The organism is Sphingomonas albertensis (assembly GCF_014358075.1).
GTDB lineage: Bacteria > Pseudomonadota > Alphaproteobacteria > Sphingomonadales > Sphingomonadaceae > Sphingomonas > Sphingomonas albertensis.
The window spans coordinates 167,118-183,209 of record NZ_JACONT010000002.1; the positions used below are offsets into that span (position 1 = coordinate 167,118).

Annotated in this window: 12 protein-coding genes; 4 read left to right on the top strand and 8 right to left on the bottom strand. The window is 66.6% G+C overall.

Annotated features, from left to right (window positions below; translation table 11 throughout):
• Positions 1-105: 105 nt before the first annotated feature.
• The 3 genes from H8S47_RS01885 to H8S47_RS01895 all read right to left on the bottom strand — a co-directional run bounded on the left by H8S47_RS01885 (position 106) and on the right by H8S47_RS01895 (position 3,503).
• Positions 106-1,788, bottom strand: a complete 1,683-nt coding sequence (locus tag H8S47_RS01885; RefSeq protein ID WP_187502237.1) for a S10 family peptidase — start codon at positions 1,786-1,788, stop codon at positions 106-108.
• Positions 1,789-1,808: 20 nt separating this feature from the next.
• The gene (locus H8S47_RS01890) at positions 1,809-2,807 is read right to left on the bottom strand and encodes a ligase-associated DNA damage response exonuclease (RefSeq protein ID WP_187502238.1); all 999 of its coding nucleotides are present in this window, start codon (positions 2,805-2,807) and stop codon (positions 1,809-1,811) included.
• Between the two features lie 90 nt (positions 2,808-2,897).
• Complete coding sequence (locus tag H8S47_RS01895; RefSeq protein ID WP_187502239.1) at positions 2,898-3,503, bottom strand: hypothetical protein; 606 nt, start codon at positions 3,501-3,503, stop codon at positions 2,898-2,900.
• 83 nt (positions 3,504-3,586) lie between these two features.
• Here H8S47_RS01895 and H8S47_RS01900 point away from each other — a divergent pair, with 83 nt between their 5' ends.
• From H8S47_RS01900 to H8S47_RS01910, 3 genes are all read left to right on the top strand, one after another.
• Complete coding sequence (locus H8S47_RS01900; RefSeq protein ID WP_235982545.1) at positions 3,587-6,019, top strand: ligase-associated DNA damage response DEXH box helicase; 2,433 nt, start codon at positions 3,587-3,589, stop codon at positions 6,017-6,019.
• A 365-nt stretch (positions 6,020-6,384) separates the two neighbouring features.
• On the top strand, positions 6,385-7,191 hold the full coding sequence (locus H8S47_RS01905; RefSeq protein ID WP_235982546.1) for a retroviral-like aspartic protease family protein: 807 nt from the start codon (positions 6,385-6,387) through the stop codon (positions 7,189-7,191).
• A 73-nt stretch (positions 7,192-7,264) separates the two neighbouring features.
• The gene (locus tag H8S47_RS01910; RefSeq protein ID WP_187502241.1) at positions 7,265-8,662 is read left to right on the top strand and encodes a M20/M25/M40 family metallo-hydrolase; all 1,398 of its coding nucleotides are present in this window, start codon (positions 7,265-7,267) and stop codon (positions 8,660-8,662) included.
• A gap of 160 nt (positions 8,663-8,822) precedes the next feature.
• Here the strand turns inward: H8S47_RS01910 and H8S47_RS01915 are convergent, their stop codons facing one another.
• Positions 8,823-10,739 (bottom strand): potassium transporter Kup, encoded by a 1,917-nt coding sequence (locus tag H8S47_RS01915; protein ID WP_187502302.1) that lies wholly within the window; start codon positions 10,737-10,739, stop codon positions 8,823-8,825.
• Positions 10,740-10,953: 214 nt separating this feature from the next.
• On the opposite strand from H8S47_RS01915, the gene pdeM reads away from it, so the two are divergent.
• Entirely contained in the window at positions 10,954-11,616 is a 663-nt protein-coding gene (gene pdeM, locus H8S47_RS01920) for a ligase-associated DNA damage response endonuclease PdeM (RefSeq protein ID WP_187502242.1), read from the top strand.
• Between the two features lie 162 nt (positions 11,617-11,778).
• Here pdeM and msrA read toward each other — a convergent pair whose 3' ends face one another.
• The 4 genes from msrA to pabB all read right to left on the bottom strand — a co-directional run bounded on the left by msrA (position 11,779) and on the right by pabB (position 16,022).
• On the bottom strand, positions 11,779-12,438 hold the full coding sequence (msrA, locus tag H8S47_RS01925) for a peptide-methionine (S)-S-oxide reductase MsrA (RefSeq protein ID WP_187502243.1): 660 nt from the start codon (positions 12,436-12,438) through the stop codon (positions 11,779-11,781).
• A gap of 79 nt (positions 12,439-12,517) precedes the next feature.
• Positions 12,518-12,664: a hypothetical protein gene (locus tag H8S47_RS01930; protein WP_187502244.1), complete on the bottom strand. Its 147-nt coding sequence runs from the start codon at positions 12,662-12,664 to the stop codon at positions 12,518-12,520.
• 347 nt (positions 12,665-13,011) lie between these two features.
• Positions 13,012-14,211, bottom strand: a complete 1,200-nt coding sequence (locus H8S47_RS01935; protein WP_187502245.1) for a pyridoxal phosphate-dependent aminotransferase — start codon at positions 14,209-14,211, stop codon at positions 13,012-13,014.
• Between the two features lie 50 nt (positions 14,212-14,261).
• On the bottom strand, positions 14,262-16,022 hold the full coding sequence (gene pabB / locus H8S47_RS01940; protein ID WP_187502246.1) for an aminodeoxychorismate synthase component I: 1,761 nt from the start codon (positions 16,020-16,022) through the stop codon (positions 14,262-14,264).
• Positions 16,023-16,092: the final 70 nt, after the last annotated feature.

Sequence of the window (16,092 nt, forward strand, 5' to 3'; positions counted from 1 at the left end):
TGGAAGGGAGGGGTTGGGGTGGGTCGGGTTCCGCCTGATCGCACGGTCGTGGCTTGAGCGGGCCTACCCACCGCCAGCCCCTCCCTTCCAGGAAGGGAAGCAAGATTAGTTCGGCACCTGCCCCGAACCCTCCGCACCCGACACGCTAGCCCCACCCGGTGGCGTAGCACTTCGCGCCTCGCCCACCGCCTGATCATACCAGGACGCCAGGTCCGCCTTCATCTGGTGCAGCGCCTCGGGGTTGAGATACGTCATGTGCCCTGCGGGATAATAGCGAAACGCCAAATTCCGCTGCCGTGACGGGTCGAGCATCATGTGCCCGAGATCGTTCTCCGTCCCGAAGAACGGCGTCGCCATGTCGTAATAGCCGTTCATCGACAGGACGTTCAGATACGGATTCTCGCGCATCGCCGCGGCGAGGTCGACCGCGGTGTTGGGGTTGTTCTGCGACTGCCCGCCACGCCCCGGCGCGTCATGCTTCCAGTTCCACGTCCAGCCAGGCGCATCGCGCGCGCTCAGCCGGTACGGCATCTCGGTCTTGTAGCCGAGCGTGTGCGTCACGTAATCGTTGAACGTCGCGATGAACGCGCCGGCGATCGCGGTGTCCGACGCGTCGGTCTCGGGTCGCTCCCCCGCCGCATCGCTGTCGACGCCGGTATAGCGCGAATCGAACCGGCCGAGCGTCAGCCGCTGGTCGCGCAACAGCTCCTTCTGGAACCGCGCGAGGTCGATGCGCAGGTTGGCGCGCTTGATGAAGTCGGGCGAGATCCCGATCAGCTGGCTCATCCGGTTGGCGACCGCATCGCGTTCCGCGTCCGAGATCGTCTGCCCCTTCGACAGCGCCGCCGCGTACGGCCCGGTCGCGAACGCACGCGCCTCGGCGACGATCGTGGCGACGTCGGCGGGGCGGTTCTGCAGGCGGTTGTGGTACCACGCGCTCGCCGCATAGCTCGGCAGGTAGTTGAGGTAGATCTCGTCGAGCCCCGGCTGGCGGTAGCCATAGTTCATGATCGACGACAGCAGCACGACGCCGTTCAGCGCCATCCCGCGATCCTGCAACTGATACGCCAGCGCCCCCGAGCGGGTGGTGCCATAGCTCTCGCCGAACAGGAACTTCGGACTGTTCCAGCGGCCGTATTTGGTGGCGTAGCGCAATATGCCCTTGGCGAACGCGTCGGCATCCTCGTCGACGCCGTAGAAGGCGGACGGCTTGGTATCGCCCAACGGCCGCGAATAGCCGGTGCCGACCGCGTCGATGAACACCATGTCGGTCTTGTCGAGCAACGTGTCGGGGTTGGGTCCGAAGTCGTACGGCGCGGGCTTGATATATTCGGGATTGGCGGTGCGCAGCCGGACCGGCGCGAACGAGCCCATGTGCAGCCAGAAACTGGGCGACCCCGGCCCGCCATTGTAGAAGAACGTCACCGGGCGCTTGGTGCCGGGCTTCACGCCGTCGAGCGTGTAGCCGGTGTAGAACAGGCTGGCGGTCGGCTTGCCCTCGGTATCGCGCAGCGTCAGCGTACCGACGGTCGCGGTATAGCCCAGCGACTTGCCGCCGACCGTGACACGCCCCTTCGACTTGACCTCCTGCTCGGCGACCGGCGCGTTGGCGTAATCCGCCTCCGCCTCGGCCTTCATCCGATCGGCGTTGCTCTCCGACTTGTCCTTCTTTGGCGCATCCTGCGCGATGGCGGTGGTGGAAAGCGCGAGCAGCAACAGAGCGGAGAATTTGGTCGAACGGGCCACGGAATATCCTTGCGACAGGGGCAATGTCCTATCCTGCCGCATGGTCCGCAAAGCGCAAGGGCTCAGTCGTCCTCATCCTCGAACCCGACCAGCGCCAGCGCGCGCGCCTTGATCTGGCGGGTCATGCACCAGTGGACCAGCGCATCCTCGCGCCCGTGCGTGACCCACACCTCTTGCGGTGCGATCTCGGTCAGCGTCGTGGTGAGTTCGTCCCAGTCGGCATGATCGCTGAGAATCAGCGGCAGCTCGACGTTCTTCTGCCGCGCGCGACCCCGGACACGCATCCAGCCGCTAGCCATCGCGGTGATCGGATCGGGCAGCCGCCGCGACCAGCGATCGTTGAGCGCACCCGGCGGGCACATCACGACGTGTCCCGCCATGTCCGCCTTCTTCGCATCGGCGACGGGGAGCAGTTCGCCAAGCCGCACGCCGTGCTCGGCATAGAGGTCGCACAGGCGTTGCAGCGCGCCGTGGATGTAGATCGGTGCCTCGTGCCCGCGCTCGCGCAGTTCGGCGATCACGCGTTGCGCCTTGCCGAGCGCATAGGCGCCGACGACGACGCAGCGGTCCGGGTTGGCGTGCAGCGCGGCGATCAGCTTGTCGATCTCGTCACCGGTGTCGGGGTGGCGGAACACGGGCAGGCCGAACGTCGCCTCGGTGATGAAGACGTCGCATTTGACGGGTTCGAACGGCGTGCAGGTCGGGTCCGCGCGGCGCTTGTAGTCGCCCGAGACGACGATCCGCTCGCCGCGATAGTCGAGCACGATCTGCGCGGAGCCGAGGACGTGGCCGGCGGGGACGAAGCCGATGTCGACCTCTCCCATGCGGATCGTCTCACCGTAAGCGACGGGGTTGCCAGCCTGCGGGCCATAGCGCGCGTCCATGATCGCCAGCGTTTCGGGCGTAGCCCACACCGCCTCGTGGCCACCACGCGCGTGATCGGCGTGGCCGTGCGTGACGAGTGCCTTCGCGGTCGGGATCGACGGGTCGATCCACGCGTCGATCGGCTTGACGAGGATGCCGTGCGGATGCGGTTCGAGCCAGTCGCCGAGTTTTGCCATGCGGGAGTAACGCGTGACGTCGGGGTGCGGTGCCGTCGGCTGCGTATGCACGGCCTTACGTCGTCCTCCCCCCGCCGGAGAGGGGATCGGTCAGCGCCGTCCGCCGACCTTTATCGTCGCGAGGATCGCGTCCATCCGTGCCGCGGCTACCGCCTGCGGCGGCGCATTGCGGCCCGCGGGCGCCGCCGCCTTCACCGCATAGGTGACGCGGTCGATCGCGTAGCAGGCGCCGTTGATGACGCTGCGGAAGTTGGTCGCGTTGACCTGCTGGCTCATGCCCGCGTCGCCATTGGTATAGACCGTCCAGCGATGGCCGCCGAGCATGCGGTTCGGCAGGCGCTTCGCATGGCCCGAGACCAGCCCCTCGGTGCCGCAGGTCGCGACCACGCCCGCGCTCCGGCTGAAGCCGACCTGGATCATCTCGGTCACCTGCCCCTGGCCATCGGTCGGTTTGGCGACCTGCCAGAAGCGGACGATGCCGACGCCGCGGCCGACCGGCGTGCCATCCCACATCTGGCGCCAGCCGCTGTTCAGCAGCGCACGACCGGCGAAGTTGCGCGTCGGCATCAGACTGGACGGATGCGAGAGGCGGACCATCCCGCCCCCGCCGACGAACGACTTGTCGGCGGCAGTGGCATTGGCGAACGGGAGCAGTGCGAGCAACGGCAGGGGCAGGAGATAACGGAAAAGCGACACCGATCGTCTTTCACAACAGAGCTTTAGCCAAAGTGGCGAGCGTTCCGCACGCGGTCCATAGCGGTGCGGCGCGACGCCCCCATATGGCGATGATGCGTGAACAGGCCGTGAGCGACCTCCCCATCCCCTTGGAAAACTGGTTCGCGTCGCGCGGTTGGCGACCGCGGCGGCATCAGCGCGAGATGCTGGCGGAAGGCCGCGCGAGGCATCATGCCCTGCTGGTGGCGGCGACCGGCGCGGGGAAGACGCTCGCCGGGTTCCTGCCGACGCTCGCCGAACTGATCGAGGCGCCGACGAATGGGCTTCACACGCTCTACGTCTCGCCGTTGAAGGCGCTCGCGGTCGACGTGCAGCGCAACCTGCTGACGCCGATCGACGAGATGGGGGTCGATATCCGCGTCGAGACGCGGACCGGAGATACGCCGTCGGATCGCAAAGCGCGGCAGCGGATCAAGCCACCACAGATCCTGCTGACCACGCCCGAATCGCTGTCGCTCCTGCTGAGCTATCCGGACAGCATCACGATGTTCGAGAACCTCCGCACGATCGTCGTCGACGAGGTCCATGCCTTCGCGACCGGCAAGCGCGGCGACCTGTTGTCGCTGTGCATGGCGCGGCTTCAGAAGATTTCGCCGGGGATGCGCCGCGTGGCGCTCTCGGCGACGGTCGCCGATGCGGACGGCTATCGTGCGTGGCTCGCGCCCGATGGCGATATCGACCAGGTCGCGATGGTGCGCGGCGAACCCGGTGCGGATCCCAACATCGCGATCCTGCTGCCCGAGGGCCGCGTGCCGTGGTCCGGGCATTCAGGCCGCTATGCCGCCGCGCAGGTGATGGCCGAGATCGAGGCACACGAGACCTCGATCGTGTTCTGCAACACGCGCAGCCTGGCGGAACTGATCTTCCAGGATCTGTGGAAGGTGAATTCGGGAAACCTGCCGATCGGCGTCCATCACGGAAGCTTGGCCAAGGAGGCGCGTCGAAAGGTCGAGAACGCGATGGCCGAGGGAAAATTGCGCGCGCTGGTCGCGACGTCTAGCCTCGATCTCGGGGTCGACTGGGGCAACGTCGATTGCGTGATCCAGATGGGCGCACCGAAGGGGTCGTCGCGGCTGCTGCAGCGGATCGGCCGCGCCAACCACCGGCTCGACGAATCATCGCAGGCGATCGTCGTGCCGGGCAACCGGTTCGAATATCTGGAGGCACGGGCGGCGCTGGACGCGGTCGAGGCGGGCGAACTCGATGCGGATATCTTCCGCGTCGGTGCGCTCGATGTGCTGGCGCAGCACGTGATGGCGTGCGCCTGCGCGGCCCCGTTCCACGAAGCTGCGTTGCTCGACGAGATTCGCTCAGCCCTCCCCTATTCCGCGCTACCGACCGAGACGTTCGAGCGCGTGCTGCACTTCATCAGCGACGGCGGCTATTCGCTGAAGGCCTATGATCGGTTCAAGCGGCTGACCAAGGACGCGGACGGGACGTGGCGCGTCAGCCATCCCAAATTCATCGGCCAACACCGGCTGAATGCAGGCATCATCGTCGAGGCGACGATGCTCAACGTGCGGTTCGGCAACGGTCGTGTGCTCGGCCGCGTCGAGGAGGCGTTCGCGGCGCAGTTGAGCCACGGCGACACGTTCTTCTTCGCAGGACTGAGCCTTGAGGTGATGAAGATCGACCTCGAGGACCTCGTCGTGCGTGCGACGTCGAAGCCCGCGCGGATCCCGACCTATGGCGGCAGCCGGATGCCGCTGTCGACCAACCTCGCCGACCGTGTCCGCGGGTTCCTGGCGCATCCGGGCGAATGGGCGCGCTTCCCCGACGACGTGCGCGAATGGCTGGAGATGCAGGCGTATCGATCGGTGATGCCCGAGCCCGGCCAGCTGCTGGTCGAGACGTTCCCGCGTGAGGGGCGGCACTACATGGTCGCGTACAGTTTCGAGGGGTGGAATGCGCACCAATCGCTCGGCATGCTGATCACGCGGCGGATGGAGACGCAGGGGCTGAAACCGCTCGGCTTCGTAGCCAATGACTATGCGCTGGCGGTGTACGGGCTAGAGAAGATCACCGATCCTGCGTCGCTGTTCTCGGCGGATATCCTCGAGCACGAGTTCGTCGAATGGGTGCAGCAATCGCACCTGTTGAAGCGGGCGTTTCGCGAGGTGGCGGTGATCGGCGGGCTGGTCGAGCGCCAGCATCCGGGCAAGCGCAAGACCGGCAAGCAGGTGACGTTCTCGACCGACCTGATCTACGACGTGCTGCGCAAGTACGAGCCGACGCATTTGTTGCTTGAGGCGGCGTGGGCGGACGCGCGGGCGCGCATGACCGATGTCGGGCGACTGGCGTCGCTGCTCGATCGCGCCGCGGCAACGATGGTGCATGTCGACCTGGAACGGGTAACCCCGCTCGCGGTGCCCGTGCTGACGCTGATCGGGCGAGAGAAGATTTCGACGAACAGTTCCGACGATGCGCTGCTGATCGAAGCGGAGGCGATGATCGCGGATGCGATGCGGCCGGATTGAGGGGCGGCGGCCGCGCCCCTTTAAAGCACCACCCCGGCGAAGGCCGGGGCCCAATTGGAAAGGCAGTCGTAACGAAGCGCTGCCCTCCATTAGCAACGTGCCCCAATTGGGCCCCGGCCTTCGCCGGGGTGGTGGCCTTTCAGCGGGGCGTTCTTCCCTAACAACCACAGTTGCGCGCACCATAGAATGAGCGCAGCATTTGCAGCATGCACAGGTGGCTGGCCCCTCTATTGCTAGGCATCGCCGCCCGGGCCGGGGCTCAGGACGCAGCGTTCCCGAGGCCAAATGCTGCACCCCCGACCAGTGCAGCATCCGCAGCAGACCCCGACCCCGCGACGCTCCTGTTCGGCGACGACGAAACCCGCATGACGGTGCCGGTAACGATCGCCGGCGCCGGCCCCTTCCCCTTCGTCGTCGACACCGGCGCACAGCGTACCGTCATCTCGCGCGAACTTGCCGCCACGCTCGGCCTCGCTCCCGGCCGGACCGTGCGCGTCACCGGCATGACCGGGTCGGACAGCATCGGCACCGTCGTCATTCCCTCGCTGAAGGTCAGCGTGATCGGCAGCGCGCCGATCGAGGCGCCCGCGATCAGCGCGATCAACCTCGGCGCGCGCGGCCTGCTCGGGATCGACACGTTGCAGGATCACGCGGTGACGATCGACTTCGACACCAAGACGATGACCGTCACCCCCTCGCGCAGACGACAGCGCCGCGAACGCACAGGTCCCGACGAGATCATCATCAGAGCGCGAAGCCTGTTCGGGCAACTCGTCGTCACCGATGCGTACTGCAACGGCATCCGCATCCGCCTGATCCTCGACACCGGCACATCGGTTAGCATGGCCAATAGTGCGCTTCGCCGACGGGTCACGCGCAAACTCGGCAGCGCGGCGCGCTCGCAACCGGTGTCGCTGACCGGCGTCACCGGCGAAACCGTGGTCGCCGACTACACCACGATCGACCGGGTCTCGATCGGCAACCTGACGCTCGGCGACCTGCCCGTCGCATTCACCGCCGTCGACGCGCCACCGTTCCGCCAGTTCGGCTTGTCCGAGCGGCCGGCGATGCTGCTCGGGATGGACGTGCTGCAACTGTTCCGCCGCGTCGACATCGACTTCGCCAACCGCGAGGTCCGGCTCGCCTTGCCCCGCGGCACACGCAGGCGCTGAGAGCCGCGGGGCCGAGGTTGCGTCGGCGCGCGTTCGCTGCAACTCTCCCGATCGAAACGAAAAGGGGACGACGATGCGCGCGACTGGCTGGCTGCTTACGGCGGCGATTCTGACGACACCGATCTCGGCGCAGGCGCAGACGCGGCCCGACCAGAAGGCATTCCTCGGGCTCTACAAGGAACTGGTCGAGACCAACACGACGCTGTCCGCCGGCAGCTGCACGCAGGCCGCGGCACAGATCGGCGCGCGGCTGAAGACGGCAGGCTATGCCGACGCGGACATCACCTATTTCTCGGTGCCCGAGCATCCCAAGGATGGCGGGCTGGTCGCGGTGCTGAAGGGCTCGGACGCGGCGCTCAAGCCGATGCTGCTGCTCGCGCATCTCGACGTGGTCGAGGCCAAGCGCGAGGATTGGGTGCGCGATCCGTTCAAGCTGATCGAGGAAGGCGGCTATTATTACGCGCGCGGCACCGTCGACGACAAGGCGCAGGCGGCGATCTGGTCCGACGCGATGATCCGCTTCAAGACCGGCGGGTACCAGCCCAAGCGGACGATCAAGCTTGCGCTGACCTGCGGCGAAGAGACGACGTTCGCCTGGAACGGCGCGCAATATTTGGCGAAGGCGAAGCCGGACTTGATCGCGGCGGAGTTCGCGCTGAACGAGGGTGGCGGCGGGCGGCTCGACGACACTGGCAAGCGCCAGTTGCTCGCGATCCAGGTCGGCGAGAAGGCGGCGCAGAACTATACGTTCCTGACCACCAACCCGGGCGGGCACAGCTCGCAGCCGACGCCCGAGAACGCGATCTACGAGCTCGCCGACGCGGTGAAGGCGGTGCAGGGGTATGAGTTTCCGGTGCAGTTCACCGATACGACCAAGGCGTTCTTCGCGGCCAGCGCGAAGGCGATGCCGGGCGAGATGGGGAGCGCGATCACGCGGTTGCTCGCCAATCCGGAGGACAAGGCGGCGGATGCGATCGTCAGCCGTGACAAGGCGATGCATTCGACCTTGCGGACTACCTGCGTGGCGACGTTGCTGAACGCGGGTCATGCGGAGAATGCTTTGCCGCAGCGCGCGACCGCGAACATCAACTGCCGGATCTTTCCGGGGGAGACGGTAAAAGGCACGCTGGCCAAGCTGAAGGAACTGGCGGGGGCGAAGGTGACGGTGACGGCGAACCAGCCGGTGCGCCCGACCGCGATTCCGCCGACGCTCGATCCGAAGATCATGGGGCCGGTGACCAAGGTGGCGGCGAAGCACTTCCCGGGTATCCCGATCCTGCCGATGATGTCGACTGGTGCGACGGACGGCATCTTCTTCGAGGCGATCGGGATTCCGGTGTACGGCGTACCCGGCGTGTTCATCGACAAGGACATGGGCGGCATCCACGGGCTCAACGAACGGATCCGCGTTACGTCGCTCTACGACGGCCGCGACTACCTGTTCGACCTCGTGAAGACGTTCGCAGGTTGAGTGTCACGTCCCTCTCCCCTCCGGGGAGAGGGAGGGAGGAGCCGCAGGCGACGGAAGGGTGAGGGGCGTGAGGCTCGCGACGGTCCTCTACGACGCCCCCTCTCCCTTCCCACGGCAAGCGCCGCGGGCCCCTTCCCTCTCCCCGGAGGGGCGAGGGAGTTTAGACGGTGACCTGTTCGCCTAGCTCGAGCACCTTGCCCGGCGGAATCTTCAGGAAATCCGTCGGGTCGCTCGCGTTGCGCTGGAGGAACATGAAGATCCGGTCCTGCCACGGCGGCATGCCCTTCTCTGCATCGGGCTTCAGCGTATTCCGCCCGATGAAGAACGAGGTGCGCATCGGGTCGAGCCCGAGCTGCTCGGTCTTGTTCCCGACGCCGAGATCGCGCGGCACGTCGGGGGATTCCATGAAGCCGTAGGTCAGCACGACGATCGAGAAATTCTCGTCTACCCGCTCGACCTTCGCCCGCTGCGCTTCCTCCACGAACGGCCGGTCCGCCGTCCGGATACTCACGATCAGATTGCGCTCGTGGAGCACCTTGTTGTGCTTCAGATTATGCAGAAGCGCGCCAGGCGTCGCATGCGGGTTCGCGGTCAGGAACACCGCGGTGCCCGAAACGCGCTCCGGTGGGCGCTTCTCCAACGCCGCGGCGAGGTCGCTCAGCGGGATGCTCTGCCGCTTCTCGAACGCGCTGACGATCTTCTTGCCGCGCACCCAGGTGAAGATGACCAGCCCGATCGATGCGGCGATGACCAGCGGCACCCAGCCGCCCTCGATCACGCGGAGGATGTTCGCACCGAAGAAGATCAGGTCGAGCGTCAGGAACGGCAGGATCGCCGCCAGCGCCAGCGGCCGCGACCAGTTCCAGCGATGGCGGACGACGATGTACGCGAGCAAGGTGGTGACGACCATCGTACCGGTCACCGCGATGCCGTACGCCGCCGCCATCGCCGACGACGTCTTGAACTGGATCACCAGCACCAGCACGCCGATCAATAACAGCCAGTTGATCGCCGGCAAATAGATCTGGCCGGCGAACACCGCCGAGGTCTGGCGGATGCGCAGGCGCGGGAGCAGGCCGAGCTGGATCGCCTGCTGCGTCAACGAGAACGCGCCGGTGATGACTGCCTGGCTGGCGATCACCGTCGCGAAGCCGGCGAGGATGATCAGCGCCGGGCGCAGCGATTCGGGGGCCATCAGGAAGAACCAGTCCTGATTGACGAACGGAACGCCGCGCGCCGCCGCGTCCTCGAGGCTGGCGAGTGCGAACGCGCCCTGCCCCAGATAGTTGAGCGCGAGCGCCGGGAAGACGAGGAAGAACCAGCCGATGCGGATCGGCAGCTTGCCGAAATGGCCCATGTCCGCGGTCAGCGCTTCGGCGCCGGTCACGGTCAGGAACACCGCGCCTAACACGAACAGTCCAGTGACGCCGTGCGTCGCAAGGAACGAGACGCCGTAGGTCGGCAGGAACACGCGGACGATCGAGGGTTCGTCGGCGATGTGCCAGATGCCGAGCGCACCGATCGCGACGAACCAGACGATGCAGACCGGGCCGAACAGTTTCGACACCTGCGCAGTCCCGCGCGCCTGGATCATGAACAGCGCGATCAGGATGCCGATCGTCAGCATGCGGACGACACCTTCGTTGAAGATGTGCGCCGCGCTCGGGATCGTCCGCAGGCCCTCCATCGCGGACAGCACCGACAGCGCAGGCGTAATGATCGCATCGCCGTAGAACAGCGACGCGCCTGCCGCGCCGAGCACGATCGCCACCTTGGACCGCATGCCGAGCGCGCGACGGGCGAGCGCGGCCAGCGCCAGTACGCCGCCCTCGCCCTGATTGTCGGCGCGCATCAGGAAGATGACGTATTTGACGGTGACGACGAGGAACAGCGACCAGAGCGCGAGGCTGAGTACGCCAAGGATCTCGCTCGGATCGATGCCGCCCGCGGACGTCTGGCCGAGTGCCTCACGGAATGCGTAGAGCGGACTGGTCCCGATATCGCCGAACACCACGCCGATCGCGCCGACCGTCAGCGCGGCCAGCGCCGGATGCGGATGCAGATGCGCCGCCGACATATCGGCAGGCGCGCAGACCTGCGCCGCCACGCCGCCGGCGGGCGGTTGATGGACTGCGGCAGTTTGCGGTGTTCCGGCTTCGGACGACATGGCGCGAAAAGCGCTCCTCATGAAGGGACGGCGCGCTTTACGCCGATTGCGGACATGCGCAAGTCCTGCCCGTCGTGGCGGATGCCGGCTTGATTCGCTGCGGCGGGGGCTGCATGGCGAGCGGATGGTTCCCTTTTCGTTCGGCGGACATGCGCTTCTGGCGTTGCCACAAGGCGCACTGTTCTGGCCGGAGCGGCGCGCGCTGCTGGTCGCCGACCTGCATTTCGAGAAGGCGAGCTGGTTCGCGGGTCGGGGGCAGATGCTGCCGCCCTATGATTCGATCGCGACCTTGGCCGATCTCACTGCGCTGGTCATGGCGACGGGTGCGCGCGAAGTCTGGTGCCTGGGCGACAGCTTCCACGACAGCGACGGCTGCGCGCGGTTGCCGCAGCGGGCGCAGGACATGCTGCGGACGATGACGGATACCACGCGCTGGACCTGGATCACGGGCAATCACGATCCGGCGATCCTCGATCGGTGTGGCGGGGAAGTCGTGGACGAGGTCGTCGTCGACGGGCTGATGCTGCGGCACGAGGCGGACAGGGCGGAAACGCGGCCGGAACTGTCGGGGCATTTCCATCCGAAGCTGCGATTGCGGGTGCGGGGGAAATCGGTCGCGCGGCGGTGTTTCGTAGCGACGGCGACGAAACTGATATTGCCAGCGTTCGGGTCGCTGACCGGCGGGCTAGACGTCGACCATCCGGAGATCGTCCGCGCGGTGGGCGTTGGCGCAGAGGCGATGGTGCCGGTGGCGGACCGGATGCTGCGGTTTCCGGTGGCTGCCTAAACCTTGTCGCTGGTCAGGTAGATAGGTCACCACCCCGGCGAAGGCCGGGGCCCAATTGGAAAGGTCGAAGTAACGGCGGACAAGCCTTCGTTATATGCCGTTCCCAATTGGGCCCCGGCCTTCGCCGGGGTGGTGGTGATACTGCGCCCGAAGCGCAGTGCCTCAGTTCGAGATCGTCGGAAACGCGGCCCTGAACGCGGCCACCTTCGGCTTGTCCCACATCACGATGTACGGATGCGTCGGGTTCCGGTCGTAGAAATTCTGGTGATACGCCTCGGCGGGATAGAACGCGCCGGTCTCCAGCTTCGTCACGATCGGCCCGGAGAACGCGTGCGTCGCGCTGAGTTGCGCGATGTAGGCACGCGCTACCTGAGCCTGAGCCGGCGACTGCGGGAAGATCGCCGAGCGATAGCTCGGGCCGCTGTCCGGGCCCTGACGATTTAAGGTCGTCGGATCATGCGCGATCGAGAAATAGACTCGGAGCAACGTTCCGTAGCTGACGATTCGTGGGTCGTAGGCAATCTTGATCGCCTCGGCATGGCGAGTCGTCTCGACCGACACCTGATCGTAGGTCGCGGTGGTCTTGGTACCGCCGGCATAACCGGTCGTGACCGCCTTCACGCCCTTCACATGCTCGAACACTGCTTCCATCGTCCAGAAACAGCCGCCGGCAAGCACCGCGGTCTGGATACCGGGTGTCGCGGGAAGATCGGTCTTGACGGCGGGGATGACGACGGCGCGGGCGCCCTGCGCGGTACCGGTGGACATGAACGCACCGGCGATACCGACAGCGGCGAGCGTGGCGAGGAGCGGCTTTTTCATGTGTCTCTACATGGGGTTGCCGCGATCGTTCGCCAAGACGCGCGTAAGATTAGCGCGTGGCAGGCGCGCTGTGTTCAGATTAGCGCGTGGCGGGCGCGCTGTGTTCGAAATGGCTGGCGAAGGTCTGGCGCGCCTCGGCGGGCTGAAGCGCGAGCAAGCCGATCGCACCCAGCACGAAACCGCCGCTGAACTGCCAGAAGAAACTCGACTTTACGATACTGCGCATGATGCGATCCCAATGAAACCAAGTGACGACACCGATCGGAGGGGCCGATGTCAGCTACGTACCGGCATGTCGTAGAGATGCCGGCAAACCACAATGTCCTTTTTAGAAACTCTCGATTAACGCGCCGTGGCCGATGCGTTCATCGTGCAGCAGGGATCGCCCGACAGGATTGCCGGGAGATGTCGCCGCGTGTCTCGAATGTTGCGCGAACCTTACGATCCTCCCCCCGTCAGGGGGAGGTGTCGCCGAAGGTGACGGAGGGGGAGGACACGGAACAGGGGTTACCCTCTCCTCCCCCTCCGTCTGGCAAGCGCCAGCCCCCCCCCCGGGCGGGGGAGGATCGTTTGCTACTTCAGCGCGGCGCAGGCCGTCTGGATGCGCGTGCAGGCCTCGCGGAGCAGCGCGTCGGATGTCGCGTAGCTGATCCGGAACGCGGGGCTGAGGCCGAACGCGGCGCCCTGCACCACCGCCACCTTGGCGTCGTCGAGCAGATAGCCGACCATCGCCTCGTCGGTGTCGATCAGGCGGCCGTTCGGCGTCGTCTTGCCGATCAGCTCGGCGAACGACGGATAGACGTAGAACGCACCCTCCGGCGTCGGGCAGTGCATGCCGTCGATCTCGTTAAGCATCGCCGCGACCAGATCGCGACGGCCTTGGAACGCGGTGTTGCGCTCGGCGAGGAACGACTGGTCGCCGTTCAGCGCCGCCACCGCCGCCGCCTGCGCGATCGAGCAGGGGTTCGAGGTCGACTGCGACTGGAGCTTGGCCATCGCCTTGATCAGCCACGCTGCGCCGCCAGCGTAGCCGATCCGCCAGCCGGTCATCGCATAGGCCTTCGAGCAACCGTTGACGGTCAGCGTGCGCTCGAACAGCTCGGGGCAGGCCTCGGCGATCGTAGCGAACTTGAAGCCGTCATAGACGATGTGCTCGTACATATCGTCGGCGAAGATCCACACGTGCGGGTGCTTCGCGAGCACCGCGCCGAGCGCCTTCAGCTCGTCGATCGTGTAGCCGGCCCCCGTCGGGTTCGACGGCGAGTTGAGGATCACCCACTTGGTCTTCGGCGTGATCGCGGCATCGAGCGCGGCGGGATCGAGCTTGTAGCCGACCTCGGGACCCGCCTTGACGATGACGGGGATGCCGCCCGCGAACTGCACGACGTCGGGATAGCTGACCCAGTAGGGCGCGGGGATGACGACCTCGTCACCCGGATCGATCGTCGCGACCATCGCGTTGAACAAGGTGTGCTTGCCGCCGACGTTCACGCTGATCTGGTCGGTGGTGTAGGTGAGGTTGTTGTCGCGTGCGAACTTGGCGACGATCGCCTGCTTCAGCTCGATCGTGCCGTCGACGTTGGTGTACTTGGTCTTGCCGTCGCGGATCGCCTGGATCGCGGCTTCTTTCACGAAGTCCGGCGTGTCGAAATCAGGTTCACCCGCACCGAGGCCGATCACGTCGACGCCTGCGCGCTTCAGTTCGAGAACGCGCGAAGTGATCGCGAGCGTCGGCGAGGGGCTGATGCGGCCGAGCGCGGCGGATGCGTGCATGATGTAACCTTTGCGGTTGTCCGCGAGCGTCGCCGCGGAATTCGCGGGCGCTATACGCGCCGATCGGTCGAATTCGCAACCGTAACGATAGCGGGAATGAGCCCGCGGACTGCATTTCCGATGAAGAACCCGGCGGTCAGGTCGGCTCGGGTCAACGGCGCCTCGATCGCGTGGCCCGATTCGAGGAGGTCGGCTCGCAATATCCCGGGGAGCAGGCCATGCCGTAGCGGCGGCGTGACGAGTGCTTCGCCGCGCTGGACAAACAAGGAGGTGAAGCTGCCTTCGGTGAGGAAGCCGTCGGCGTCCTCGAACAGCACCTCGAACGTCCCCGCGGCTTTCCGCGCGTCGTCGTAGAAAGCGCGGGCGCTTGTCTTGTGGCGGAGGCGGAAGTCGGTCGCGGCGACGGGCAGCGGGACGATCGCGACCGTGGCTTGGGCAGGCGAGTGCGGGAGTGGCGCCGCCTCGATCGCGATCGCGCCCGATGGGCTGAGCAACAGGCGGATGCGGCGGGGTCCGCGCAACCGGAAGGTGGCGGCCTGGAGTTCGTTGCGCGCGGTGTGGCGGTCGAAGGTGAAGCCCAAGGCCTGGGCGCTCGCCTTCATCCGCGCGAGATGCGCTTCGAGACGGGTCAGGCCGGCCTCGGGGTCGAACGCCATCGTCTCGATCAGGTCGAAGCGGCGCTGGCCGGCGGTGACGAACGCGCCCTTGGCATGGCACTCGTCCCATTCGGCGTCGCCCACGCTGTCGGCGACGATGCCCGAGCCGAGACTCATCGTCGCCGCGCCGTCCTGGATCGCCAATGTGCGGATCGCGACGTTGAAGATAGCATCGCCGTTCGCGTCGAAGCGACCGACCGCGCCGGTGTAGATGCCGCGAACGCGCGCGTGCTCGACCTCGGCGATGACCTCCATCGCGCGTTGCTTCGGCGCGCCGGTGATCGATCCGCACGGGAACAGCGCGGTCAGGACGTCGACTGCGTCGCACGTGGGTTTCAGCGTCGCGGTGACGGTCGAGGTCATCTGGTGGACGGTCGGATAGGTCTCGACGGTGAACAAATCGGGGACCGCGACGTGGGTGGCGACGCGCGACAGGTCGTTGCGCATCAGATCGACGATCATGAGGTTTTCGGCGCGCTGCTTCGGGTCGGCCGCGAGCGCTTCGGCGAGCGCGCGGTCGGCGTCGGGGGTGTCGCCTCGCGGCGCTGTGCCCTTCATCGGGCGGCAGGTGAGCGTGCCGCCGTCGAGCGCGAAGAAGAGTTCGGGGGAGAGCGACAGGAAGCGCGTCTCGCCAGTGTCGATCAGCGCACCGTATCCCGCCTTCGCCTGGCTCCGCAGCCGGGCGTAGAGCGCGAGCGGGTCGCCAACGAACGGCACGGTGGCGGCGAAGGTGAGGTTGGCCTGGTAGATGTCGCCCGCCGCGATCAGGTCGAGCACGCGCGACAGGCTGGCGTCGTAGGCGGCGCGGTCGATCAGCGGCTGGGGCGCACCGGTCCACGCGCCGGCGGGGTCGGGGAGCAACGCGGCGACGTCGTCGGGCGCTATCGTCTGGTAGTCGGCGAACAGGCCGAACCAGAGCAGCGGGCCTTCGGTGCGGACGTCGACGGGCCTCGAGGCGAGTGCGGCGCCGGCTTCGTAGGTAAGATAACCGGCGGCGTGCAGCCCTTCCGCTCGGGCATGTCTTAACGCGTCGAGCGCCGGGCGGACCTCGGCGAGCGTATCGGCGCGGACGATCCGGACGGGGTCGCGGTACAATCGCGCTGGAGCGCCCCCCTCACGAACATCATCGAGCAACACGTAGGGCGCGGTCCACATCGCCTTCCCTGTTGCACGGACGACGGGGTAAACCGCAAGCGGCGATTGCTCCAACCGACCCGCTATCCTA